The organism is Catellatospora sp. TT07R-123, assembly GCF_018327705.1.
Taxonomy (GTDB): domain Bacteria; phylum Actinomycetota; class Actinomycetes; order Mycobacteriales; family Micromonosporaceae; genus Catellatospora.
Map to the genome: position 1 here is coordinate 1,398,952 of NZ_BNEM01000002.1, position 21,266 is coordinate 1,420,217.

A 21,266-nucleotide genomic window follows, 5' to 3' on the forward strand; every position below is an offset into this window, starting at 1 on the left:
AAGGAATATGGTCAGGAAGCCTGGCACAGGCGGAGATTCTTTACAAGAGCCAGATGGCGCCGTATGGACACGGCTCGGTCACAGGTCGGCGCCGGTGTCGGGTAGATCGTCTACATGCATCAGCGGGTGCCGATCCGCGTCCGGGACAGCCGCGTGAGCGATCCGGTGCGGGGGCTGTTCACGTCCGCCCGACCGTACCCGAACAGCCGAATCCGCGCAGCCCCGCCGGGCACGGCGGAGCCGCCGCCCGGGTGGGACGGCGGCTCCGGACGGGCGGCCGGTCAGGCCGCGCCCTCGAACTGCACCTGCGGGTCGTTGTGGGCCGCGGTGCCCCAGACGGCGTCGTACGAGCCGGTGTCGCCGGCCAGGTAGTAGCGGAACCAGTCGGTGAGCAGGCGCCGGGTCAGCGACAGCTGCACGGCGCGGGTGATCGAGCCGCTGTCGCAGAAGCTCGACGTCGAGTCCATGAAGCCGCAGTGGAACCCGCCGGTGATGGTGCGCAGCTGCTTGGGCGCGGCCTTGCCGTTGTAGATCTTGCGCTGGTTGTCGGCGGGCGGCGCGATGGTGTCCGACGAGCCGGCGACCAGCAGCATCGGCGCGGCCACCGACGCGGCGGCGGTCGCGGCCGACGGGTTGGTCTCGGCGGCGGCCAGGTTGGCCACGGTGGTGACGGCCGGGTTGCGCGAGGCGGCCAGCACGCTGGCTCCGGCGCCCATCGAGTGCCCGGACAGCCCGAGCCGGTTGGTGACGATGTGGGCGTTGAACCGCGAGCCGGCGGTGGTGTCCTGCGCGACCAGCCAGGTCAGCTGGGCGTTGAGGTCGTCGGCGAAGGCGCCGTGGCTGGGGAACAGCCCGCCCTGCGAGGTCGGCGCGGCCACCACGAAGCCCCAGGAGGCCAGGTGGGACATGGTGCCGTAGTACTTGCTGACCGCCTGGAGGAAGCCGTGGCCGAACGCGATGGCCGGGAACCGGCCCGCGGCGACGGCGGCGTTCTGCCCGGCGGCCGCGGCCGGGTAGTAGATGCGGGCGCTGAAGGACCGGCCGGACGCGCTGACCGAGGCGTCGACGTAGCCGACGGCATACGAGCCGGGCACGGACGTGTCGGCGGCGGCCGCCGGGGCGGCGGTGCCGATCAGGGCGCCGGTGAGCAGCGTGAGGACGAGGATCGCTCGCCTGAACATAGATGCTCCTCTATTAGGGAACTGGTTCCCACAGTGGAACATCGTTTCCTCAAGAGAAACAAGACTGTCGATGTGCCAACGTCAGACGGGACCTCCCGCCGCCGCCAGCCGGTCCAGGGCCTCGGCCTGGTCCACCACGTCGGCGTACTTGGCGTCCAGGTCGAACAGGTTCGCCTCGTGCGGCCCGGGGTCGCGGTCGGCGCACGCCTGGCGCACCACCATCGGCCGGAACCCGTGCTGGAGCGCGTCCACCGCGGTCGCCCGGACGCACCCGCTGGTCGAGAACCCGCCGATCACCACGGTGTCCACCCCGTTGGCGGTCAGCCACGCCGCCAGCGCGGTGCCCGCGAACGCGCTGGCGTAGTGCTTGAGCACCACATGCTCGCCCGGGGCGGGGGCCAGCGCGGCCGGGAACTCCCCCAGCGGCCCGCCCGCCGCGAACACCGACAGCACCGGCACCTTCGCGGCGAACAGCGGCGCCTCGGCACAGCTGGCGTCGGCGTACCGGACGCCGGTCAGCACCACCGGCGCCCCGGCCGCCCGCGCGGCCGCGAGCAGGCCCGCCATCGCGGCCACCGCGGCGTCCCCGGTGTCCAGGCGCAGCGGCGACCCGTCCGCCGTGTACGCCACCACCGGGTCGACCAGCAGCAGCGCGGGCCGCCGCCCCCAGCCCAGCCGCCGCGCGAACCCGGCGGCGGCGTAGTCGGCGTCCAGGGCCATCAGATGACCCCCTGCTCGCGCAGCCGCGCCCGCTCGTCCTCAGACAGTCCCAGCAGCTGCCCGTAGACCTCGTCGTTGTGGCTGCCCAGGGCCGGTCCGGCCCAGCGGACCGCGCCCGGGTCGGCCGACAGCCGGGGCGCGACGTTCTGCATCGGCAGCTCGCCGAAGTCGGGGTGCGGCACGCGCACGATCGCCTCGCGGGCGGCGAAGTGCGGATCGGCCAGCATGTCCTTGGCCGTGTAGACCCCGCCGGCCGGCACGCCCGCCTCGTGCAGCGCGGCCAGCAGCTTGTCCGACTGCTGGGCCCGCGTCCACGCGCTGATCAGGTCGTCGAGCTCGGCCTGGTGCGCCCCGCGCGACCCGTGGGTGGCGTAGCGCGGATCGGCCGCCAGCTCGGGCGTGCCCATGACCTCGCACAGCCGCCCGAACACGGTGTCCTGGTTGGCCGCGATCAGCACCTCGCTGCCGTCGGCGGTCGGGTAGGCGTTGCTGGGGGCGACGTTGGGCAGGATCGCGCCGGTGCGCTCACGCTGGTAGCCCGCCACCGCCCACTCGGTGACCAGCGACTCCATCATCGCCAGCACGGCTTCGTAGATGGCCGAGTCGACGACCTGGCCCCGGCCGGTGCGGGTGCGGGCGTGCAGCGCGGCGAGCGTGCCGTACGCGGCGTACGTCGCCGCCAGCGAGTCGCCCAGCGAGATCCCCGACCGCGACGGCGGCCGGTCGGCCTCGCCGGTGACGTACCGGATGCCGCCCATGGCCTCGCCGATCGAGCCGAACCCGGCCCGGGGCGAATACGGCCCGGTCTGCCCGTAGCCGGTGACGCGCACCAGGATCAGCCTCGGGTTGATCTCCGCCAGCTGCTCGTAGCCCAGGCCCCAGCGTTCCAGGGTGCCGGGGCGGAAGTTCTCCAGCAGCACGTCGGACTGCGCGACCAGGCGGCGCAGCAGGTCCTGCCCGTCCTGCGTACGCAGGTTGCAGGTGACCGACTTCTTGTTGCGGGCGACCACCGGCCACCACAGCGACTGCCCGTGCGGCTTCTCCCGGCCCCACTGGCGCATCGGATCGCCCTTGCCCGGGTCCTCCAGTTTGATCACTTCGGCGCCGAAGTCGCCGAGCAGCTGGCCGCAGAACGGGCCCGCCAGTAGCGTGCCGGTCTCGATGACCCTGATATCGGATAGTGCCCCAGTCACGGCCGCATCCTATGCTTTGGAAACACCGTTTCGCCAGTGGAACCATGCAGGAAGGAGCACCGTGTCGGAGATCGTCGAGGTCGGGCCCCGCGACGGGCTGCAGAACGAGAAGACGCTGCTGCCCACGGAGGTGAAGGTCGAGTACGTCACCCGTGCGCTCGCGGCGGGCGTACGCCGGATCGAGGCGGTCGCGTTCGCCCACCCGGCCCGCGTGCCGCAGCTGGCCGACGCCGAAGCCGTGCTGGCGGCGCTGCCCCGCCCGGCCGGGGTCTCCTACATCGGCCTGGTCCTCAACCGGCGGGGCCTGGACCGTGCCCTGGCCAGCGCGGGCGTCGACGAGGTCAACTACGTGGTGGTGGCCACCGACGAATTCTCCCAGCGCAACCAGGGCATGGACACCCGCGCCAGCCTGGCCCAGTGGGCGCAGGTCGGCACCGCCGCCCGGCAGGCCGGGCTGCGCACCACGCTGACCATCGCGGCCGCGTTCGGGTGCCCGTTCACCGGCGAGGTCGCCGCCGCGCGCGTACGGGAGATCGCCGAGCTGGGCCTGGACGGGCAGCCCGACGAGATCTGCCTGGCCGACACCATCGGCGCCGGGGTGCCCCGGCAGGTCGCGGCGCTGGCCGAGGCGGTGCGGTCGGTCGCGCCGCAGGTCGCGCTGCGGGCGCACTTCCACAACACCCGCAACACCGGCTACGCCAACGCGATGGCGGCGCTGGAGCACGGGTTCGGGGCGCTGGACGCCAGCACCGGCGGCATCGGCGGCTGCCCGTTCGCCCCGGCCGCCACCGGCAACATCGCCACCGAGGACCTGGCCTGGCTGCTGGCGCGCTCCGGGGTGGCCACCGGCACCGACCCGGCCGCGCTGGCCGATACCGGCACCTGGATCGCCGACCGGCTGGGCATCACCGCGCCCGCGATGCTCGGCCGAGCCGGCCTGTTCCCCGCCCACTGACCCGCACCCGCGGGGCGGGGCGGAGTGGCGGCAGTTTCGGGGAAAGTGCAGGAATCTTGGGCGGTATTCGCGCACTTTCCCCGAAACTGCACGATCATTCCGCAGGCCGGCGCGGCGGCGGCCCTGCGATACCAGGCGATCCGCTGGCGCGACGCCCGCCCGGCCCCGACTGCGGCTCCCGATACCACCGTCGGCCAGCCGTAGGCCACCAGCGGCCGGACCTGGCCGCAGGCGTTCTATGCTGCATCGCGTGGCGAGATCATCTGCGCGGCGGTTGGCGGCACTGGTCGAGGCACCGGGCGACGGTCTGGCCGCGATGCTGCCCGAGGGCCGCCTGGTGTACGGCGGCGAAGGCGGCGACGACCAGCCCGCGCTCTGGGTCGGCGACGGCCCCGCACCGGCCGGGCTGTGGACGGCGCTGCTCGCCGAGCACGAGCGCTCCGGCCTGTGGCCGCTGCTGCTGGACCACCTGAGCGCAGACGCCCGGCGGCCGTGGGACGACGGCGAGCTCTGGCCGGCCGACATGTCCGACCCCGCCGACCTCGACGCCGGAGCGCTGCTGGCCCGGTGGTGGACCGACCACACCGAGATCGACGAGGACGACAACCTGCCGCCGCGGGAGCGGCTCGCGGTGACCGCGCCGTACGGGCAGAGCTGGCCCGGCCTGTCCCCCGCCCTGCCCCAGCGCCACGATCCGCGCCGCCACGCCGCCCTGTGCGCCGCCGAGCTGCTGTCGGCCCGGCGGCACCTGCGCCTGGGCCTGGCCGCCGCCGACCACCCCGCCGACGCGATCACGGCCATCGGCTGGCAGGGCGCGGCCAACTACGCCAACGACACCGCCGAGCTGTCCGCCGTGCTGCGCTCCTGGCAGGACCGGTTCGGCGCGTACGTGATCGGCGTCGGCTTCGCCGAGCTGTACGTCAGCGTCGCCGCCCCGCCCGCCACCGCCGACGAGGCGCTGGGCGTCGCCGCCGAGCACTTCGCCTTCTGCCCCGACAACGTCTGGCAGGGCACGGCCACCGACCTCGCCGAGTACGCCCGGATGCTGGTCGACCAGCCGGTCTGGGCGTTCTGGTGGGACTGACGGCGGCGGCCGCGCCATTAGGCTGAGCCGATGGCCGTACACGAACATGAGCAGCACGCCTCCGCGCGGCTGACGGCGGGCGCGCTGTTCACCGATCCCGCCGGTCGCCCACTGCTGGTGAAGCCCGGCTACAAGCACGGCTGGGAGATTCCCGGCGGCTACGTCGACGCGGGCGAATCGCCGCTGGCCGCGTGCCGCCGCGAGCTCGTCGAGGAGCTGGGGCGTGACCTGCCGGTGAACGGGCAGCCACTGGTCGTGGACTGGGCGCCGCTCGCCCCCGAAGGCGACAAACTGCTGTTCATCTTCGACGGCGGGACCCTGAGCGACGAGGACGTCCGATCGTTCGTCTTCGCCGACGGCGAGATCGAGGAAACCCGGTTCGTCGAAGCCGCCGACCTCGAAGAGTACGTGCCCAAGCGCCTGGCCGACCGGCTGCGGCTCGCGCTGGCCGCCAGGCAGGAGGATCGCTGCGTCTACGCCGAGCACGCCGTCGAGCCGCACTGACCGGGGTCTCGCGGGCGCGGCAGTTGTGACGGCCGGCCCGGCCTGGCCCGGCTGGAGGAGATCGAAGCGGCGTCCTGGTTCGGCCCTCACATCTCGGAAAGGGGGATGTCCAGTCCAGCGGCGAGCAGGATGAGGCCGCCCAAGACGAAGCTGCCGAGCAGACCGAAGACGAATATCGGCTCGCCCACGGCTCGCGTCCGGCCCGCTCTCCCGAGGAGGCCGCCGACCAGCGCCACAGCGAGGACCGCGCCCAGGCCACGGTAGATGTGCGGGTCGATGTCGCCGACATGGATGTTGTCGTCGTAATGGCGCTCAGCCCTGGTATGGGTGATGAACGGGCTTCCGCTCATCCAGATCCACAGCGCGATGTCGAGCGCGACTCCGACCGCGCATCCGATGATCCACTGCCAGCGGGCCGTACGGGCGATGGTGCGCGAGTCATGCTGCACACCCGACACCTTACCGCGAAACATGTCAATATGCCCGGCTCAGCTGGGTCAGCTCGGCGAACAGCTCGCCGTCAGCACAGCCGACCATGCCGGGCTCCCAGCCGACCGCCAGGCGCACGGCCGCGACCGGCACCTGATACCAGGTGTACGGCGACAGCGGCCCGATACCGGCGGCGAGCTCGTCCACGTCGTAGGGGAAGCCGTCGTCCGGGGTGGGACGCTCGTCGAGCTCGCCCTCGTACGAGATCTGCCAGGCGAGCTCTATTGTCACGCCTAAACCCTATCGGCACGGGCCAGCCGTTTCTCACCCACAGCCGTGCCTTGATGTATATCTTTCCATATGCGAATCAACCTGATCCGGCTCACCGTCGCCGGACTCGTCGCCGGGCTGCTGACCGCCGCCGCCGCCACCACCCCCGCCGCGGCCGCCCCGGCTCCTCGGACCACCAACGGCCCCTGCCAGTATGCCGAGACCCCCGACGACCCGCCGGTCCGGCCGGTCGGGCTGCCCTTCGATCCGCGGCACCAGCAGACCTGGAACACCCACGTCGTGCTCAACACCAGCCACGGCAAGATCACGATCACGCTGGACGCCGCCAAGGCGCCCTGCACCGTGCAGAGCTTCGAGCACCTGATCCTGCACCGGTTCTACAACGACACCAGCTGCCACCGGCTGACGGCGTACCCGACGCTGAAGGTGCTCCAGTGCGGCGACCCGTCCGGCACCGGCAGCGGCGGCCCCGGCTACCAGTACAAGGACGAACTGCCCACCGACCTGCCGCCCGTGCCCGACCGGCCCGGCCGCGTCTACTACCCGCGCGGCACCCTGGCCATGGCCAACGCCGGACCGGACACCAACGGCAGCCAGTTCTTCCTGGTCTACGCCGACTCGATCCTGCGGCCCAACTACACCGTCTTCGGCACCATCGACGAAGCCGGGATGGCCGCCCTGGACGCCATCGCCGCGGGCGGGATCCAGCCGACCCCCGAAGACCCGGCCCCCGTGGACGGCGCGCCCGCGCTGACCGCCGACATCCAGCGGGCCTGCGTACACCTGTTCCCGCTCCCGTTCTGCTGACCGGACGCTGAGCCTCCGCACACCAGAGGAGCCCCGCTGAGCCCGGATTTCGATTCGAGCTCAGCGGGTCATTCGAGTGCCGCAGGAGGCAGGACCGAGGCAGGCACAGTTCCAGGACCACCGCAGGTGTCCTCATGACCGCCGACCCCTGACCGATCGGCTTACCTTGCGTGCACTGTCCTGACCGGACAGCATGAGGCGGTCCATCACAGGCCGTCGACGGGGGCGATCAGCATGTCATCAACTGCGGACACCGGGCGATCGGCGAACCGGTGGACGGGAGCGGTTGTGCTGGCCACCATCGTCCCGAGCGCGGTGGCGCTGGCCATACCCGCCGGCTCGCACATCTTCGACCGCACCGCGTCCCTCTACGGCGCGGGCCGCTGGGCCCTGCTGGCGGTCCTGGCCGCAGCCGGACTCGTGCTGGCGGTCGGCCGGCCGGCCGCCGCCGGGGTGTCCGCGACGGCGGGCCTGTTCGCCGCCGGTCAGCTCTGCGCCACCGGTATCTGGGCCATCAAGCACTGGGAGCCGTTCTCCGGCATGGTCGGCACCGGCTGGGACATGCTGCCCCTGCTCAGGTCGCTGGCAGTCGTCCTCGCCGTCGCGGGCGCGGCAGCCACGGCGGCCTGCCTGCTCGCGATGCGCCGCAGCGGCGCCTGGGCCGGGCAGACCACCGACGTCCAGCGCAAGTCGGCTTTCGCGGTCGGCGCGGCGGTCGCGGTCCTGCTGCCGGTCACCATGCTCCGCGGCCTGACCCCGATCACCATGCTCGGTACGTACGGGCTGATCTTCGGCCTGCCGTGGGGCATCGCCGTTGCCGCGACAGGCTGGCTGCGCCGCGACGCGGCGATCACCGCGGGCGTCCTCGTGGGGGTCAGCGCCCTGTCCGTCCTCGGCTGGAGCATCGGCCACAGCACCGAGTGGACTTCCGTCCTGCCCCACTTCGTCGCCACCGCCCTCGTCGCCGCGCTGGCGACCGCCCTCGCCCTGCGCCGCCCCACCCCGCCCGCAGCAGCCGACTGAGGCAAGGCTAGGCGTCCGGTGGTCCGGCGGCGGTCGCGTCCAGTTCCGCGAGGACGAGGGCGAGGCATCCGGCGGCGTCGGCGACGCCGAGTTCCCGGCCGTCGGCGGCAAGGACCCGGTAGGTGCCGGGTTCGAGCAACGGGTCCACCGAGGGACAGTCCCGCGACCACGGATAGGTCACGGTCCGGCTGAAGCACAGCGTCCAGTGGCTGGTGAACGGCCGCAGGCGCCGCAGCCGCGGCTCTTGGAAAGCCAGAGCGAGGAAAGGGTGCAGGCGGGCGCGTACGACGTCGTCCATGTGGTTGTCGTGCAGCGACAGCCACGCAGCCTCGACGACGTCGCCGCGTTCCCGGGCCTCGACCAGTCGGACCGACCCGAGGTACGGCCACACCGCCGCGACCTCGACGGCCCGCGCGCCGCCCAGCCACCGCGCCGCCGTGTCGGCCGCGACCGCCAGGTCCGGCGCGAACCCCTGCGCCCACACCAGCCGTCCTGTTCGGATGCTCACCCAGATCCTGGGCTCGCGCCACCCGAGCAGCACTTTGGTGTGGCGCTCGCCGTCCCCGACGGTGACCGACCGCTCCGCGGCCTGGGCTGGCTCCAGGTTCGGCCGGGCCCGCGGCGCGACGCCCAACCGTTCGAACTCGGCGTCCAGCGCGCGCAGGAGCCCGCCGACCGCGGCGATCTCCGGGTACAGCGCGGCGTCGAGGCGGTAGGGGCTCTCCTGGTCGGGCATCGGTCCATGGTGCCCGGTCGGCGCAGCCGCGACCACCCGTCCGTGCGCTAGGCGAGGATCTTGATCACGATGGCGATGAGCAGCAGGATCAGGACGACTCCGCCGATGAGCCAGCCGAACACGCCCGTGACGAGCAGCGGGCCGCGACGCAGCAGGGCGACCGGCCCCGGCTCGGACCGGTCCGGCCGCACGGGCTGCACGGCGACGGGGTCCGGCGCGGTCCGACGCGGGAACAGTCCGCCGGCGCACACTACCGCCGCCAGCGGCAGCAGTACGCAGACCAGCCAGGTCGTGTAGAGGGCGCCCGGGTCGTGCCGGTGGCGGCTGCTGGACATCGCCGGGGCGACCCCGGCCAGCAGCCACGCGAACCCGGTCACGGCCGCGCCGTACACCGCCAGCAGCCCCGCCGCGCCCCAGGCCGGGGCCAGCGGGCGCCCGCGCAGCAGCGCCGGGACGCTGTGCAGCACGGTGCCGAGGACCAGGCCCACCGCGTAGCACGCGATGATCGCGAAGCCGTCGTCGCGCAGCCCCTGCTGGGCGTCGTCGAGCCAGCCGATCGTGTACGCCTCGCTGCTCAGCCACACCGTGGCGACGAGGCTGGCCACGATGGCCACGGTGGAGATGACGACGCGCGACGGCCGAACCCGATGATCACTCACGGTCCGGCAGAGTAGCGCGCACCGGCAAGCGACCTCGTCAGCGGGACACGAACCGGCCGGTCGGGCCGCCGAGGACCGCGCCGTCGGCGTAGGCGACGTGGCCGCGTACGACGGTGGCCACCGGCCAGCCCTTGACCTTGTGCCCCTCGAACGGGCAGTGGTCCTGGCCGGACAGCAGCAGGTCGGAGGTCACCTCCTGCTCCAGCTCCGGGTCGACGATCGCCAGGTCGGCGTCGGCGCCGACCATCAGGCTGCCCTTGCGCCCGGCCAGCCCGTACGCCCGCGCGGGGTTGGCCGAGGCGAGCTCGGCGACGCGCTGCGGCGACAGGCCGCGCTTGTGCATGCCCTCGCTGAGCAGGATCGGGTACAGCAGCGCGGTGCCGCCGAAGCCGGGCAGCGCGGGCCACAGCGCGTCGCCCTTGTGCTCCTCCATGCAGCAGGCGTGGTCGGAGGCGACCCAGTCGACGGTGCCGTCGAGCACCCCCGCCCACAGTGCCTCGGTGTCGGACACGGCCCGGATCGGCGGGTTCACCTTCGCGCCCAGGCCGCCCTTGCGGTCCAGGCTCTCGTGGTCCAGGCACAGGTGGTGCAGGGTGACCTCGCAGCGCAGGTCCAGCGACTTGTCGGCCTTGGCGGCGGCGGCCGCGGCGATCGCGGCGGCGCTGGACAGGTGCAGCAGGTTGACCGGGCAGCCGGTGGCGCGGGCCAGGGTGGTCGCCTCGCCGATGGCGACCTGCTCGGTCAGCGGCGGGCGGGCGTCGGAGTAGGCCTTCAGCGTCTGCGGGTCGCCCGCGGCGCGTACCCGGTCGATGAACAGCCGCATGAGCTCGGCCTGCTCGCAGTGCAGCGACAGCGAGACCCGGCGGCCCTCGCGCCGGGTGGCGGCGACGGCTTCCATCAGCTGGTACAGGTGGCCGAGGTCGTATTCGTCGCTCATGGTGAAGGACTTGGCGTCGCGGGAGTCGGCCGACAGGTTGAAGCCCTTGTAGAACATGTAGTACTTGAACGAGCTGACGCCGTGGTCGTCGACCAGCGACGGGACCTCGCCGACCTGCGCGGTGTCCATGGGCGCGAGGTGGAAGCCGTAGTCGGTCCAGGCGTGCCCGGCGACGGCGTCGAGCACCTGCGGGAAGATCTCCGCGTACGGCCCGGTGCGGTTGAGGTAGTGCTGGCCGGTGCGGAAGTAGGACAGGACCGTGCCCACGCCGCCGACCAGCGAGGAGCGGGTCTCCTCGGCGGCGTCGAGCGCGAGGTCGCGGTAGATGCCGAGGTGGTAGTGGGCGTCGACGGCGGCGGGGAAGACCAGCCGCCCGGTGGCGTCGATGACCTGGTCGGCCTGCGCGGCCGGGATCTCGTCGGCGATCGCCGCGATGCGGCCGTCGCGGGTGGCCAGGTCGGCGCGTACGGTGCCGACATACGGCATGACCAGCGTCGCGTTCTTGACCAGCAGGTCGTAACGGACCACGGCGGGTACCTCCCGGAGAGCTGCGTTTCGCACACTGTAACGAGGTTTCCATTTTCCGGGTAGAGCCGTTACCGTTGCGCCATGCCGCCCGCAGCCCTGACCGGGATCACCGTCGTCGACGCCGCGACCCTCTTCGCCGGCCCCCTGGCCGCGACGATCCTCGGCGACTACGGCGCGGACGTCATCAAGATCGAGCACCCGGCCAAGGGCGACCCCTCGCGCGGCCACGGCCCGTCCCGCGACGGCGTCCCGCTGTGGTGGACCATGCTCGGCCGCAACAAGCACACCGTCACCCTCGACCTCGGCCGCGCCGAAGGCGCCGAGCTCGCCAAGCGGCTGCTGTCCGACGCGGACGTGCTCATCGAGAACTTCCGGCCCGGCACCCTCGAACGCTGGGGCCTGGGCCCCGACGTCCTGCACGAGCTCAACCCCCGCCTGGTCATCGCCCGCGTCACCGCGTTCGGCCAGTCCGGCCCCTACGCCCACCGGCCCGGGTTCGGCACCCTCGCCGAGGCGATGAGCGGCTTCGCCGCGATCACCGGCCAGCCCGACGGCCCGCCGACGCTGCCCCCGTTCGGGCTCGCCGACGGCGTGTCCGCGCTGGTCTGCGCGCAGGCCGTGCTCACCGCGCTCTACCACCGCGACCACGGCGGCGACGGCCGGGGGCAGGTCGTCGACCTGGCCATCATCGAACCCATGCTGACCGTGCTCGGCATGCAGGCCATGGCGTACGACCAGCTCGGGCTCGTCCAGCCCCGCACCGGCAACCGCTCGGTCAACAACGCCCCGCGCAACACGTACGCCACCCGCGACGGCCGCTGGGTCGCCGTCTCCACCAGCGCCCAGGCCGTCGCCGAACGCGTCATGCACCTGGTCGGCCACCCCGAGGTCATCGCCGAACCCTGGTTCGCCAGCGGCGCCGGGCGCGCCGCCCACGCCGACCTGCTCGACGCCCACGTCGCCGCCTGGATCGCCGACCGCGACCTGGCCGAGGTCACCGAGGCGTTCGACCAGGCCCAGGCCGCCGTCGCCCCGATCTACGACATCGCCGACATCTTCGCCGACCCGCAGTACGCGGCGCTCGACTCCATCACCACCGTCGAGGACCCGGCGCTCGGACCGGTACGCATGCCCAACGTGCTCTACCGCATGTCACAGACCCCCGGCCGCATCGGCTGGACCGGCCGCCCGCGCGGCGCCGACAACGACGCCGTCTACCGCGACCGCCTCGGCCTCGACCCCGCCGAGCTGGCCGCCCTGCGCGAGAGCGGAGTGATCTGATGCAGGACCTCGACCCGCACACGCTGCAACCCGCCCACAGCGGCCGCCCCACGGCCACTCCCTGGGCCGCCGTACGCGGCCGCCAGGTCCTCGACCTTGCCCAGCCGATGCGCCGCGGCATGCCCCAGTCGCCCAACCACCCGCCGTTCCGGATGGCCCTGGAACGCCGCCACGGCGACATGATGCGCCCCGACGGCGGCTCGGCCGCCAACGAGCTCATCGTCACCGGCGGCCACGTCGGCACCCACGTCGACGCCCTGGCCCACGTATCCCAGGACGGGCGGCTGCACGGCGGCCGCCAGGCCGCCGGACTCCAGTCCCACCAGGGCTTCAGCGACCTCGGCATCGACACCTTCCCGCCCTACCTCGGGCGCGCGGTGGTGCTGGACGTGGCCCAGGTCCACGGCGTCGACGTGCTGCCCGCCGGCTACGAGATCACCCCCGACGACCTGGCCGCCGCCGCCGACGGGATCGAACTCGCCCCCGGCGAGACGATCCTCGTCGGCACCGGCTGGTCCCGGCGCTGGCACGAGCACGACGCGTTCATCGGCGGCCGCGACGGCACCCCCGGCCCCGGCGAGGCCGCCGCCCGGTGGCTCGCCGCGCACCAGCCCGTCGCCGTCGGCGGCGAGACCATCGCGTTCGAGCACATCCCCGCCGGTCGCGGCCACGCCGTGCTGCCCGCCCACCGGGTGCTGCTCGTCGAGCACGGCGTACACATCGTCGAGACCATGAACCTCGACCCGCTGCTGCGCACCGGCGCCCGCGAGCTGCTGCTCGTGCTCAACCCGCTGCCCATCGTCGGGGCCACCGGCGCCCCGGTCCGGCCGCTGGCGGTGCTCGCGTGAACGCCGACCGCGCCGTACACACCCTGGCCGAGTTCGCCGTGTCCTGCCGCGACGGCGCCGTCCCCGACGGCGTGCCCGGCCGCGTCCTCGACATCCTCGGCCTGGCCCTGGCCGCGCAGGACGACCCCGCGGTCCGCGCCGTGCTCACCTCCGTACGCCGCTGGGGCGGCACGCCCGAAGCCACCGTCATCGGCACCGGCGACCGCCTGCCCGCGCCCGCCGCCGCCCTGGTCAACGGTGTGATGGCGCACGCGCTCGACTTCGACGACACCCACCTGCCGTCCGTGCTGCACCCCAGCGCGGGTGTGGTGCCCGCGGCCCTGGCCGCCGCCGAGGCGACCGGCGCCGACGGGCCCGCGCTGGTCCGCGCCGTCGCCGCCGGCATCGAGATCTGCAACCGGCTCGGCATGGCCGCGTACGACCGCGAGCTGCGCAACTCGGTCTTCTTCGACCGCGGCCTGCACGCCACCTCGATCTGCGGCACGATCGGCGCCGCGGCCGCCGCCGCGCTGCTGCACGGCCTGGACGCCGCCGGGACCGCCCACGCCATGGGCATCGCCGCCAGCATGGGCGCCGGGCTCATCGAGGCCAACCGCACCGGCGGCACGGTCAAGAAGACCCACTGCGGCTGGGCCGCGCACGCCGGGGTCGGCGCGGCGGTGTTCGCCGCCGACGGGCTGACCGGGCCGCCGACGGTGCTGGAGGGGCGGTTCGGGTTCTTCGCCGCGTACACCTCGGGCCGATTCGACGCCGACGCGCTGCTCGGGGACCTGGGCACCCGATGGGAGCTGTCGCGGACCGTGTACAAGCCCTACCCCACCAACCACTTCACCCACCCGGGCATCGACTGCGCGCTGGCGCTGCGGGCCGCCGGGCTCGACCCCGCCGACGTCGTGTCGGCCGAGCTGGGCGTCGCCGCGCCGGTGCTGCGGACCATCGCCGAACCGGTCGCGGAGAAGGCCCGGCCGCAGACCGCGTACCACGGGAAGTTCTCCGGGCCGTACACGGTGGCGGCGGCGCTGCTCGGCGGCGGCGGGCTCGGCCTGAGCCTGGGCGACTTCACCGACCTGCGCGAGGACTGCCTGGCGCTGGCCGCCCGGATCACCTGCGTGGCCGACGAACGGGCCACCGGGCTGTTCCCGGAGGCGTTCGCGGCGGTGCTGCGGGTCCGCACGCGCACCGGCGAACTGCTGGAGCACCGCGTCGACTCGTCGCGGGGCAGCGCCGAGCACCCGCTGACCGAAGCCGAGCTTGCCCTGAAGTTCACCGTGAACACGGCCGGGGTGCTGACGCCGGTGCAGGCGGCGCTGCTGACCGACCGCGCCTACCGGCAGTCGCCCGCGGCCCGCCTGCTGGAGACCTGCACCGTCCAGAGCTGAATCAGGGCAGTAGCAGCGGGTCGACGGCACCTGTCAGGTCCGGCGCGGCATCGCCGTCACCTTCGAACGTGGCCAGGAACGCCGCCTCGGCCGGGCGCAGGGTCTCGATCAGCGCCTCGATCGGGTACCGGTCGGTGAAGGCGGCGCCGTCACGCGAGACGATGAGCACGGACAGGGGCGGGTCGCCGGCGAGCGGCAGGTCGGGGTAGACGTTGCCGCCCCAGTGCAGCACCGGGTGCCGGCCCTCGTCGGCGAAGCGGCCCGCCCCGGCCAGCATCAGCAGCTCGGTGCGGGTGCGGTAGCTGTCGGCGTGGTAGTCGTACAGGTAGATCTCCAGCGCCCCGTCGCGGTGGCGGGCCACGCAGCCGTTCGGCACCCGCTGGGCCAGCAGCTCCCGCGCCGTCCTGCGCCGCTCCTCCAGCAGGGTCTGCACGGCGCCCGGATACTCCGCCAGCTCGGCGAGATCCCAGTCGGCGGCCGCACCGTCGGCGGCCCACCCGGTCCACATCGCATCGGGATTCGCGATGACCTCCACCGCCGGCAGCGGCGCGTCCAGCCAGCCCTCGAACCCGGACCGCGGCATCGGAATCCGCGCCGCCAGCATGTACGACCGCCCGCTCACGCCCCGACCCTACCCCGTCCCGAACCCCACACCGCCTACACCATCCTAGGAGGATGGGCCAGTCCCCTCGGCGACCCCTTGATCAGCCAAGTCGCCGGGCAATCGGGCGTATCGAGGCCCCGCTTTCGCCCGATTGCCGGGCAACTCGGCCAGGGGTGCTGCCCGCGGGCGGCGGGCGGCGGGCGGGCTGAGAACGCCGACTCGTTACCCAAGTCGGCGGCCCAGTGCCAGGACGACACGGCGAACCTGTTCTGGTGCCCGCCGTTCACGCAGATCTACGACCCGACCGAGCTGAACACCTGGACCTGGATCGCCAACCGGCTCGGCCAGCTGCCGTAGCCGAACCGGACGGGGACGGCTGAGCAGGCTAGGCGGGCGCGGCCGGGAAGCGGCGCAGCACCTGCGGGTCCTGGAAGACGGTGATGCGCGAGATCCCCTGCGCCGAGACGGTCAGCACGTGCACCGTGTGCAGCCGGAACGTGGTGCCGTCGCCGACGTACGCGGCCAGCGCGGGCTGGCCGTTCGCCGACGACGGCAGCATCCGCCAGCTGCGGCCGCGCATCGCGAAGACCCGTTCCATGAAGCGGGCGTACAGGCCGGCGCCCCGGTACCACAGCGCGACCGGCGGCATCTCCAGCACGATGTCACCGGTCAGCAGCCCGACCAGCGCGGTGACGTCGGCCGCCTCGAAGGCGTCGACGTAGCGCCGCACCGCGGCCGCGACCTCTGCGTCGGCGGGTTCGCCGACGGCGGACTCCTGCGGGCAGGCCGCCGCCACGATCGCCCTGGCGCGCTGGAGGGCGCTGTTGGCCGAGGCCACCGACGTGCCGAGCAGCTCGGCGGTCTCGGCGGCCGGGTAGCCGAGGACGTCGCGCAGCAGGAACACGGCCCGCTGCCGGGGTGGGAGCAGCTGCATGGCGGCGATCAGCGCCAGCCGTACGCTGCTGCGCCGCACCGCGTGGTCGGCCGGGTCGGCAGTCTCGTCGGGCAGCGGTTGCAGCCAGGCGACGTCCAGCGCCGGGGTCAGCGGGGCGTGCGGGTCGTGGCCGGCGGCGACGAGGCTCGTCGGCAGTTCACGCCGGGGGCGGCCCTGCACCCAGGTGAGGCACACATTGGTGGCGATCTTGTACAGCCAGGTGCGCAGTGAGGCGACGCTCTCGTCGTACCGGTCCCGGGCCCGCCAGGCACGCAGCATGGTCTCCTGCACCAGGTCCTCGGCGTCGTCGGCCGACCCCGCCATCCGGTAGCAGTGGACCAGGATCTCGCGCCGGTACGGGTCCAGGCGTCGGGCGAAAGCGTCGCTCACCGTCGTCTTTCCTCAGTGCGTCAGAGCTGGGCGGGGGTGTTGCTGTAGGCGGCGATCCGCCAGGCGCCGCCGCGCTTGCACAGTACCCAGGTCGCGTGCTTGGCCTGGCCCGCGGCGACCTCGGCCTGTCCGGCGGGCACGACCCCGGCCCGGCTCACCACGATCGCGGTCGACCCGTCGATGATGCGGATGTCCTGCGGCTCGTCGACGGCCCGCGAGCCCTTCAGCGGCCCGGCGAACGCGGCCTTCATGGAGTCGCGCACGGCCCTGCGGCCCTGGTGGAACACGCCGGGCATGGTCACCGTCGCGTCGTCGAGGTAGTCCTCGACGAACGCGTCGGCGTCGTTGTCGCGCCAGGCCTGGTAGAGGCGGTCGAATACGGCCAGAACAGCGGTTTCGTCAGTCATGCCGAGGTATACCGGCGCCACCGCCGGAACTCATCGGTGACGCCGGTCACATCGTCGGATCACATCGGCGGCGCGGTGAAGTCGTAGGTGCGCTCCACCCGGGCCACCTCGACCCGGTAGCGGGCGTACCAGCGGTCGCGGCCCAGGCGCTGCGCCTCCAGGTGCTCGGGATGCTGCTGCCAGGCGCGGATCGACTCGGGGTCGCGGTAGTAGATGACGGTCAGGTCGCTGCCGTCCGGGGCGTACATCGACTCGCGGCCCAGGTAGCCGGGCTGCGCCGCGCCGAGCTCTCCCATCCGGCGGCCCATCGCGGCGTAGCCCTCCGGGTCGGTTCCGCTGGGCGTGCTGGTGATGATGACGGCGTAGTAGGGCGGCTCGGGCCGATCCCGGTAAGGGGTGATCATGCCCGATGCTAATGGCACGGCAGCGGCCGCGCGCAACCGGTTATCGTCGCGCCACGACCGCCGCTCTCCGAGGAGACCGAGCAGACAGTCCGGATCAGAGGTATCGGCGCGCGATGGCCACCAGCTCCGGGCCGTCGGCGCCGCGCCGGGTCAGCAGCTCGCGCAGGCCGCGCATGTCCTCGTCGTCGGCGTCCATGCCCTCCTCCTTGACCACCCGGTCCCACCCGGCGTCGTCCGGGGCGACCCGCAGCAGCAGCTCCAGCAGGATCACCGACTTGCCCCGCACCGTACGGCGGACGCCCAGCGGGTCGAGCAGCCACGGCCAGCGGACCATGACCTCGACCAGGCGGGCCATCTCGGCGCTGTGCACCTGGGTGCCGCTGAGGCTGCTCGTGGTGGCGCCGAGCTCGTGCTCCAGCGCCATGTAGAAGCGCCACAGGTTGACGAACGCCTTGATCTGGCGCGGGTTGCGGCCGGGCAGGTTCTGCACGGCCTCGTGCAGGGCGTCGCGGACGACGGGGATGTCCTCCAGCCGGTCCAGCACGCTGTCGGTGCCCGCGGCCGCGGTGGCCGTCGCCTGCGGGCCGGTGCGCTGGGTGGGGATCGCCGGCGCGGCCGCGGGTTCCGGTGCGGCGGCCGTGACGGACGGCTTGGACCGCCGGAAGCCGCGGCGGCGGTCGCCGGGCGGGGCCTGCTCCTGCGGCACCACGACCCGGGGGCGGACCCGGTTGGACAGCAGGAGCTGGTCGAGGTAGCTGCGCATGGCGATGTCGGTGACCCGGGGCAGCCGCACCGGCAGGTCGACGATCTTCTCCATGAACCGCCAGCCGGTGTGACGCAGGTGCCGGTAGGTGACCGGGTCCTCCTTGGCCCGCTTGTCGATCGCGGGCAGATGCGACTCCAGGTGCGCGGCGACCGTGGCCGGGTCCAGGCCCATCACGAAGATGCACGGGCCGAACGCCTTGGTGAGGAACAGGTTGATGGCCTCGATCGTGTCGGCCACGATGCCGGGGCTGCACCGGTCCATGTCGTCGATGAAGATGTACAGCGGCGAGTCGGCCACCAGGTCGATGACCTCGCGTACGTCGTGGCGCAGCAGGTACAGGTAGCCCCGGTCGGGCGTCTCCAGCGGGTCGGACACCGAGTCCGGGGCGCTGACGCCGCCCATGCGCGGGCCGCTGTCGGCCAGTGGGTCGTACCAGACGTTGAAGCCCTTGGCACTGGTGGCGACCAGCCGGATCACGATGCCGAGCGCGGCCAGGAAGATCACGACGGCGCTACCGAGGATCTTGTCGAGCTCGCCGGTGTTGACGACCGCCACCATCGTGGCGACGACGGCGGCGACCAGCGCCAGCGCGGCAGCGGCCAGGCCGATGACGCCGCGCAGGGTGTGCGGCCGGTAGCTCTCCAGGATCTGCCTGCGCACCTGCGCGGAGCTGGTGCGCTTGAGGTTGAGGTCGATGAACAGCCGCCGCCGCTGCTCCGGGGGCAGCCGCCGGGTGATCGCGGTCAGGATCTCGTTGGTCAGCCCGGCCCAGATCTGGTTGCGCTCCTCGTACATCCACGGGTTGAACCAGGCCGTGATCGGGGTGGGCGTGCCGCCGACCGGGCGCATCCGGTACGGCAGCTCGTTCTCGGCCGCCCGCTCCTGAAGCCGCTGCCAGGCCCAGGTCGGGGTCACCTTCGTGGTCACCGGTCTGCCGGTGTCGTTCATGACCAGGCGGTGCGTCTGCAACTCCGGCGCGGACGGCTTGTCCCGGCTGCCGGGCTCGTCGACGGCCGCGCGGATCTGCCGCAGGATGCTGGACTTGCCCTGGCCCCAGGGCGCGTGCACGCCCACCACCACCGGCGCGATCGGCTCGGCCGAGCGCAGCGCGCTGACCAGCGTCTTGGTCAGGGCGGCGCGGGCGAGCAGGTCCGAGTCGGCCGGCTGGTCCTGTAGCAGGATCGACGTGGCCTCGACCGGGGACTCCAGCACGCCGCCGGAGGACAGCGGCTTGTCCCTGGAGATCGGCCAGTGCCGCAACACGCCGTCGTGACCGCCGCTGAGCAGGCCCGAGGTCACCCCGGCGGTGGCGGTCTGGTGCATGACGTGCAGGTCGCGGATCGAGATGTCGCTGCCCGCGGGCTTGGACGCCTGCCCGATGAGCTGGCCGTCCAGGTCCCACTTGAGGATCTCGCCGTTGTCGCAGCCGCCGAAGACCAGCACGTCGTCCTGGGCGGTGCGGTGCATCGCCACGGCGCGCACCTGCCGGTTGGCCCTGGTCTCGGGCGTCACCGGCATGGCGAACCGCTTGACCAGGACGCCGAGCTTGACGTCGTACAACTCGACGTTGCCGTCGGTGCGGGCCACGACGACCAGGTTGGTGGTGTCGGGGCGCCCGGCGGCGCGGGGCCCGCCGCGCACGGTGGCGACGTCGGCGATCGAGTCCGTCTCGACGGTGCGCAGCTCGCCGCCGAGCAGCGGGATGCGGAACAGGCCCTGGGTCGAGCCGATGATCACGCGCACCTCGTCGGCGGCGTAGCCGACCGCCAGCGAGGACACCTCGCCCACCTCGTCGGCGAGGATCCTCATGTCGTTCGGGTCGTCGAGCGGGCAGGTGCGGACGGTGCCGTCGGGGCCGCCGCTGACGGCATACCACCGGCCGTCGAGCTCGGCGGTGGCCAGCGCCCACACCTCGGCCTCGTGGCCCATGCGCAGCTCTTCGCGCCAGCCCGTCTCCGGATGCCAGTCGTAGACGCGGTGGTCGGCGCCGCCGCTGATCAGGTGCGGGCGCTCGGCGGTCCCGCCGAAGGCCAGCGCGCGTACGGTGCTGTCGTGCCCCTCCAGCGTATGGCGGTGCTGGCGGGTGGCCGGGTCGACGACGTAGATGATCCGGTTCACCCCGGCGCAGGCGTAGAAGTCGCCCGACTCGCCGGTGCCGCCGGTGACGGCCCAGATCGTGTTCGGGATGCGGGTGACGTCGTTCTTCTGCTGGTCCAGCAGTACGCTGGAGGTCAGACGATTGATCTTGATGTCGCCGTTGAAGTCGCCGGACGCGACGAGGATGCCGTCGGGCAGGGTCTCGCAGGCCACGGCGTACACCTCGCCGCTGTGCAGCGCCACCTCCGCCGCGGGCCGCTCGGTCGGGCCGTCGTAGCGCCAGAGCGACACCTGGCCCCGCGCCGACGCCGTGACCAGCATCGCCACCCCGGCGTCGACCACGTGGCCGAGGCGCCGGATGGTGCCGCCCGTGTGGTACTCGCGCAGCAGGCGCAGGCCCCCGCCGGTCGGCAGCCAGACCTTCATCACCTGGTCCGAGCTGCCGGAGGCGACGAGCTGGGCGCCGTCGGGGCCGGGCGGCAGCGCGATCACGGTCCAGATCGGGCCGCTGTGGCCCGGCGTCGTCACCGGCTCCGCCCCGCGCTCGGTCAGGTCCCAGGTCAGGATCGTGCCGTCGGTCAGGGCGCAGGCCGCGTACGGCCGGCCCTCGTGCTGGTACAGGCACACCTTGAACGGCCGGGCGCTCAGCTTCGAGGCGTCGGCGACCAGCTCGGTGAACGGGTCCCGGGCGGCGCGCGGGTCCCACAGCGACACGCCGCTCTCCCGCGCCACCACGACGACGTCCGTGCCGCCGACGCCCCGGCCCACCGCGAAGTCCCGGATCTCGCCCCGCCCGTGCACCAGCTGGCGCACCTCGTGGCCGTTGCCCGGGTTGATCTCGCGGATCTCGCCGTTGGGCCCGCCCACCAGCAGGTGGTCGCCGTGCTGCCCGGACGGCAGCGCGGCCAGCGCCGTCACCGGCATGCCCGCCGCCACGATGCGGATGAGCTGCTTCGACTTCGCCTCGATCAGGTCTACACCCTGGCTGCGCCCCGCCGCCAGGATCAGATCTTGATCCACGCGTACGAAGACCATATGGTCGATCTGGCCACTGAGCGTATGACCCATCGCCTGCGTCACGTTTAGTCCCCCATCACCGTGGCGACATC

At 73.1% G+C, this 21,266-nt stretch carries 22 protein-coding genes; 9 read left to right on the top strand and 13 right to left on the bottom strand.

Going from position 1 to position 21,266, the window contains the following annotated elements; genetic code table 11:
• Positions 1-281: 281 nt before the first annotated feature.
• The 3 genes from Cs7R123_RS26190 to Cs7R123_RS26200 form a co-directional block, all read right to left on the bottom strand.
• Entirely contained in the window at positions 282-1,181 is a 900-nt protein-coding gene (locus Cs7R123_RS26190; RefSeq protein WP_212830360.1) for a dienelactone hydrolase family protein, read from the bottom strand.
• Between the two features lie 81 nt (positions 1,182-1,262).
• Positions 1,263-1,901 carry an isochorismatase family protein gene (locus Cs7R123_RS26195; protein ID WP_212830361.1) on the bottom strand — a complete coding sequence of 213 codons (639 nt, stop codon included), beginning with the start codon at positions 1,899-1,901 and terminating at the stop codon, positions 1,263-1,265.
• Entirely contained in the window at positions 1,901-3,094 is a 1,194-nt protein-coding gene (locus Cs7R123_RS26200) for a CaiB/BaiF CoA-transferase family protein (protein WP_212830362.1), read from the bottom strand. The genes Cs7R123_RS26195 and Cs7R123_RS26200 overlap by 1 nt, the downstream gene beginning before the upstream one ends.
• A gap of 61 nt (positions 3,095-3,155) precedes the next feature.
• Between Cs7R123_RS26200 and Cs7R123_RS26205 the strand changes: the two genes are divergently transcribed.
• The 3 genes from Cs7R123_RS26205 (at position 3,156) to Cs7R123_RS26215 (ending at position 5,637) form a co-directional block, all read left to right on the top strand.
• Positions 3,156-4,049, top strand: a complete 894-nt coding sequence (locus Cs7R123_RS26205; protein ID WP_244872157.1) for a hydroxymethylglutaryl-CoA lyase — start codon at positions 3,156-3,158, stop codon at positions 4,047-4,049.
• 250 nt (positions 4,050-4,299) lie between these two features.
• Positions 4,300-5,133, top strand: a complete 834-nt coding sequence (locus Cs7R123_RS26210; RefSeq protein WP_212830364.1) for a DUF4253 domain-containing protein — start codon at positions 4,300-4,302, stop codon at positions 5,131-5,133.
• Positions 5,134-5,163: 30 nt separating this feature from the next.
• The gene (locus Cs7R123_RS26215; RefSeq protein WP_212830365.1) at positions 5,164-5,637 is read left to right on the top strand and encodes an NUDIX hydrolase; all 474 of its coding nucleotides are present in this window, start codon (positions 5,164-5,166) and stop codon (positions 5,635-5,637) included.
• A gap of 86 nt (positions 5,638-5,723) precedes the next feature.
• Here Cs7R123_RS26215 and Cs7R123_RS26220 read toward each other — a convergent pair whose 3' ends face one another.
• The gene (locus tag Cs7R123_RS26220; protein WP_212830366.1) at positions 5,724-6,086 is read right to left on the bottom strand and encodes a hypothetical protein; all 363 of its coding nucleotides are present in this window, start codon (positions 6,084-6,086) and stop codon (positions 5,724-5,726) included.
• A 25-nt stretch (positions 6,087-6,111) separates the two neighbouring features.
• On the bottom strand, positions 6,112-6,357 hold the full coding sequence (locus Cs7R123_RS26225; protein ID WP_212830367.1) for a hypothetical protein: 246 nt from the start codon (positions 6,355-6,357) through the stop codon (positions 6,112-6,114).
• 69 nt (positions 6,358-6,426) lie between these two features.
• On the opposite strand from Cs7R123_RS26225, the gene Cs7R123_RS26230 reads away from it, so the two are divergent.
• Entirely contained in the window at positions 6,427-7,164 is a 738-nt protein-coding gene (locus tag Cs7R123_RS26230; protein ID WP_212830368.1) for a peptidylprolyl isomerase, read from the top strand.
• 288 nt (positions 7,165-7,452) lie between these two features.
• Positions 7,453-8,187 (top strand): hypothetical protein, encoded by a 735-nt coding sequence (locus Cs7R123_RS26235; protein ID WP_212830369.1) that lies wholly within the window; start codon positions 7,453-7,455, stop codon positions 8,185-8,187.
• Between the two features lie 7 nt (positions 8,188-8,194).
• Here Cs7R123_RS26235 and Cs7R123_RS26240 read toward each other — a convergent pair whose 3' ends face one another.
• The 3 genes from Cs7R123_RS26240 to Cs7R123_RS26250 are packed head-to-tail and all read right to left on the bottom strand — an operon-like array spanning position 8,195 to position 11,047.
• Positions 8,195-8,923 (bottom strand): DUF6193 family natural product biosynthesis protein, encoded by a 729-nt coding sequence (locus Cs7R123_RS26240; protein ID WP_212830370.1) that lies wholly within the window; start codon positions 8,921-8,923, stop codon positions 8,195-8,197.
• A 47-nt stretch (positions 8,924-8,970) separates the two neighbouring features.
• Positions 8,971-9,582 carry a hypothetical protein gene (locus Cs7R123_RS26245; protein WP_212830371.1) on the bottom strand — a complete coding sequence of 204 codons (612 nt, stop codon included), beginning with the start codon at positions 9,580-9,582 and terminating at the stop codon, positions 8,971-8,973.
• A gap of 37 nt (positions 9,583-9,619) precedes the next feature.
• The gene (locus Cs7R123_RS26250) at positions 9,620-11,047 is read right to left on the bottom strand and encodes a dihydroorotase family protein (protein ID WP_212830372.1); all 1,428 of its coding nucleotides are present in this window, start codon (positions 11,045-11,047) and stop codon (positions 9,620-9,622) included.
• A gap of 81 nt (positions 11,048-11,128) precedes the next feature.
• Here Cs7R123_RS26250 and Cs7R123_RS26255 point away from each other — a divergent pair, with 81 nt between their 5' ends.
• From Cs7R123_RS26255 to Cs7R123_RS26265, 3 genes are read left to right on the top strand one after another with little or no spacing between them, the layout of a single operon-like run.
• Positions 11,129-12,328, top strand: a complete 1,200-nt coding sequence (locus tag Cs7R123_RS26255; RefSeq protein ID WP_212830373.1) for a CaiB/BaiF CoA-transferase family protein — start codon at positions 11,129-11,131, stop codon at positions 12,326-12,328.
• Positions 12,328-13,176, top strand: a complete 849-nt coding sequence (locus Cs7R123_RS26260; RefSeq protein ID WP_212830374.1) for a cyclase family protein — start codon at positions 12,328-12,330, stop codon at positions 13,174-13,176. The genes Cs7R123_RS26255 and Cs7R123_RS26260 overlap by 1 nt, the downstream gene beginning before the upstream one ends.
• Positions 13,173-14,555 carry an MmgE/PrpD family protein gene (locus Cs7R123_RS26265; RefSeq protein WP_212830375.1) on the top strand — a complete coding sequence of 461 codons (1,383 nt, stop codon included), beginning with the start codon at positions 13,173-13,175 and terminating at the stop codon, positions 14,553-14,555. The genes Cs7R123_RS26260 and Cs7R123_RS26265 overlap by 4 nt, the downstream gene beginning before the upstream one ends.
• A gap of 1 nt (position 14,556) precedes the next feature.
• Here the strand turns inward: Cs7R123_RS26265 and Cs7R123_RS26270 are convergent, their stop codons facing one another.
• Positions 14,557-15,177, bottom strand: coding sequence for a hypothetical protein (locus tag Cs7R123_RS26270; protein ID WP_212830376.1), 621 nt, complete (start codon positions 15,175-15,177; stop codon positions 14,557-14,559).
• 78 nt (positions 15,178-15,255) lie between these two features.
• Between Cs7R123_RS26270 and Cs7R123_RS26275 the strand changes: the two genes are divergently transcribed.
• On the top strand, positions 15,256-15,516 hold the full coding sequence (locus tag Cs7R123_RS26275) for a hypothetical protein (RefSeq protein ID WP_212830377.1): 261 nt from the start codon (positions 15,256-15,258) through the stop codon (positions 15,514-15,516).
• A gap of 28 nt (positions 15,517-15,544) precedes the next feature.
• On the opposite strand, the gene Cs7R123_RS26280 is transcribed toward Cs7R123_RS26275, so the two are convergent.
• From Cs7R123_RS26280 to Cs7R123_RS26295, 4 genes are all read right to left on the bottom strand, one after another.
• Positions 15,545-16,483, bottom strand: a complete 939-nt coding sequence (locus Cs7R123_RS26280) for a sigma-70 family RNA polymerase sigma factor (protein ID WP_212830378.1) — start codon at positions 16,481-16,483, stop codon at positions 15,545-15,547.
• Between the two features lie 20 nt (positions 16,484-16,503).
• Positions 16,504-16,890: an SgcJ/EcaC family oxidoreductase gene (locus tag Cs7R123_RS26285; protein ID WP_212830379.1), complete on the bottom strand. Its 387-nt coding sequence runs from the start codon at positions 16,888-16,890 to the stop codon at positions 16,504-16,506.
• 59 nt (positions 16,891-16,949) lie between these two features.
• On the bottom strand, positions 16,950-17,294 hold the full coding sequence (locus tag Cs7R123_RS26290; protein WP_212830380.1) for an antibiotic biosynthesis monooxygenase: 345 nt from the start codon (positions 17,292-17,294) through the stop codon (positions 16,950-16,952).
• 94 nt (positions 17,295-17,388) lie between these two features.
• Positions 17,389-21,177, bottom strand: a complete 3,789-nt coding sequence (locus Cs7R123_RS26295; RefSeq protein WP_212830381.1) for a P-loop NTPase fold protein — start codon at positions 21,175-21,177, stop codon at positions 17,389-17,391.
• Positions 21,178-21,266 lie beyond the last annotated feature (89 nt).

What these genes read in the sequence shown, in the direction of transcription:
- Cs7R123_RS26190 (WP_212830360.1), bottom strand. Translation starts at nt 1,181, where the DNA reads ATGTTCAGGCGAGCGATCCTCGTCCTCACGCTGCTCACCGGCGCCCTG.
- Cs7R123_RS26195 (WP_212830361.1), bottom strand. Translation starts at nt 1,901, where the DNA reads ATGGCCCTGGACGCCGACTACGCCGCCGCCGGGTTCGCGCGGCGGCTG.
- Cs7R123_RS26215 (WP_212830365.1), top strand. Translation starts at nt 5,164, where the DNA reads ATGGCCGTACACGAACATGAGCAGCACGCCTCCGCGCGGCTGACGGCG.
- Cs7R123_RS26230 (WP_212830368.1), top strand. Translation starts at nt 6,427, where the DNA reads ATGCGAATCAACCTGATCCGGCTCACCGTCGCCGGACTCGTCGCCGGG.
- Cs7R123_RS26240 (WP_212830370.1), bottom strand. Translation starts at nt 8,923, where the DNA reads ATGCCCGACCAGGAGAGCCCCTACCGCCTCGACGCCGCGCTGTACCCG.
- Cs7R123_RS26255 (WP_212830373.1), top strand. Translation starts at nt 11,129, where the DNA reads ATGCCGCCCGCAGCCCTGACCGGGATCACCGTCGTCGACGCCGCGACC.
- Cs7R123_RS26260 (WP_212830374.1), top strand. Translation starts at nt 12,328, where the DNA reads ATGCAGGACCTCGACCCGCACACGCTGCAACCCGCCCACAGCGGCCGC.
- Cs7R123_RS26285 (WP_212830379.1), bottom strand. Translation starts at nt 16,890, where the DNA reads ATGACTGACGAAACCGCTGTTCTGGCCGTATTCGACCGCCTCTACCAG.
- Cs7R123_RS26290 (WP_212830380.1), bottom strand. Translation starts at nt 17,294, where the DNA reads ATGATCACCCCTTACCGGGATCGGCCCGAGCCGCCCTACTACGCCGTC.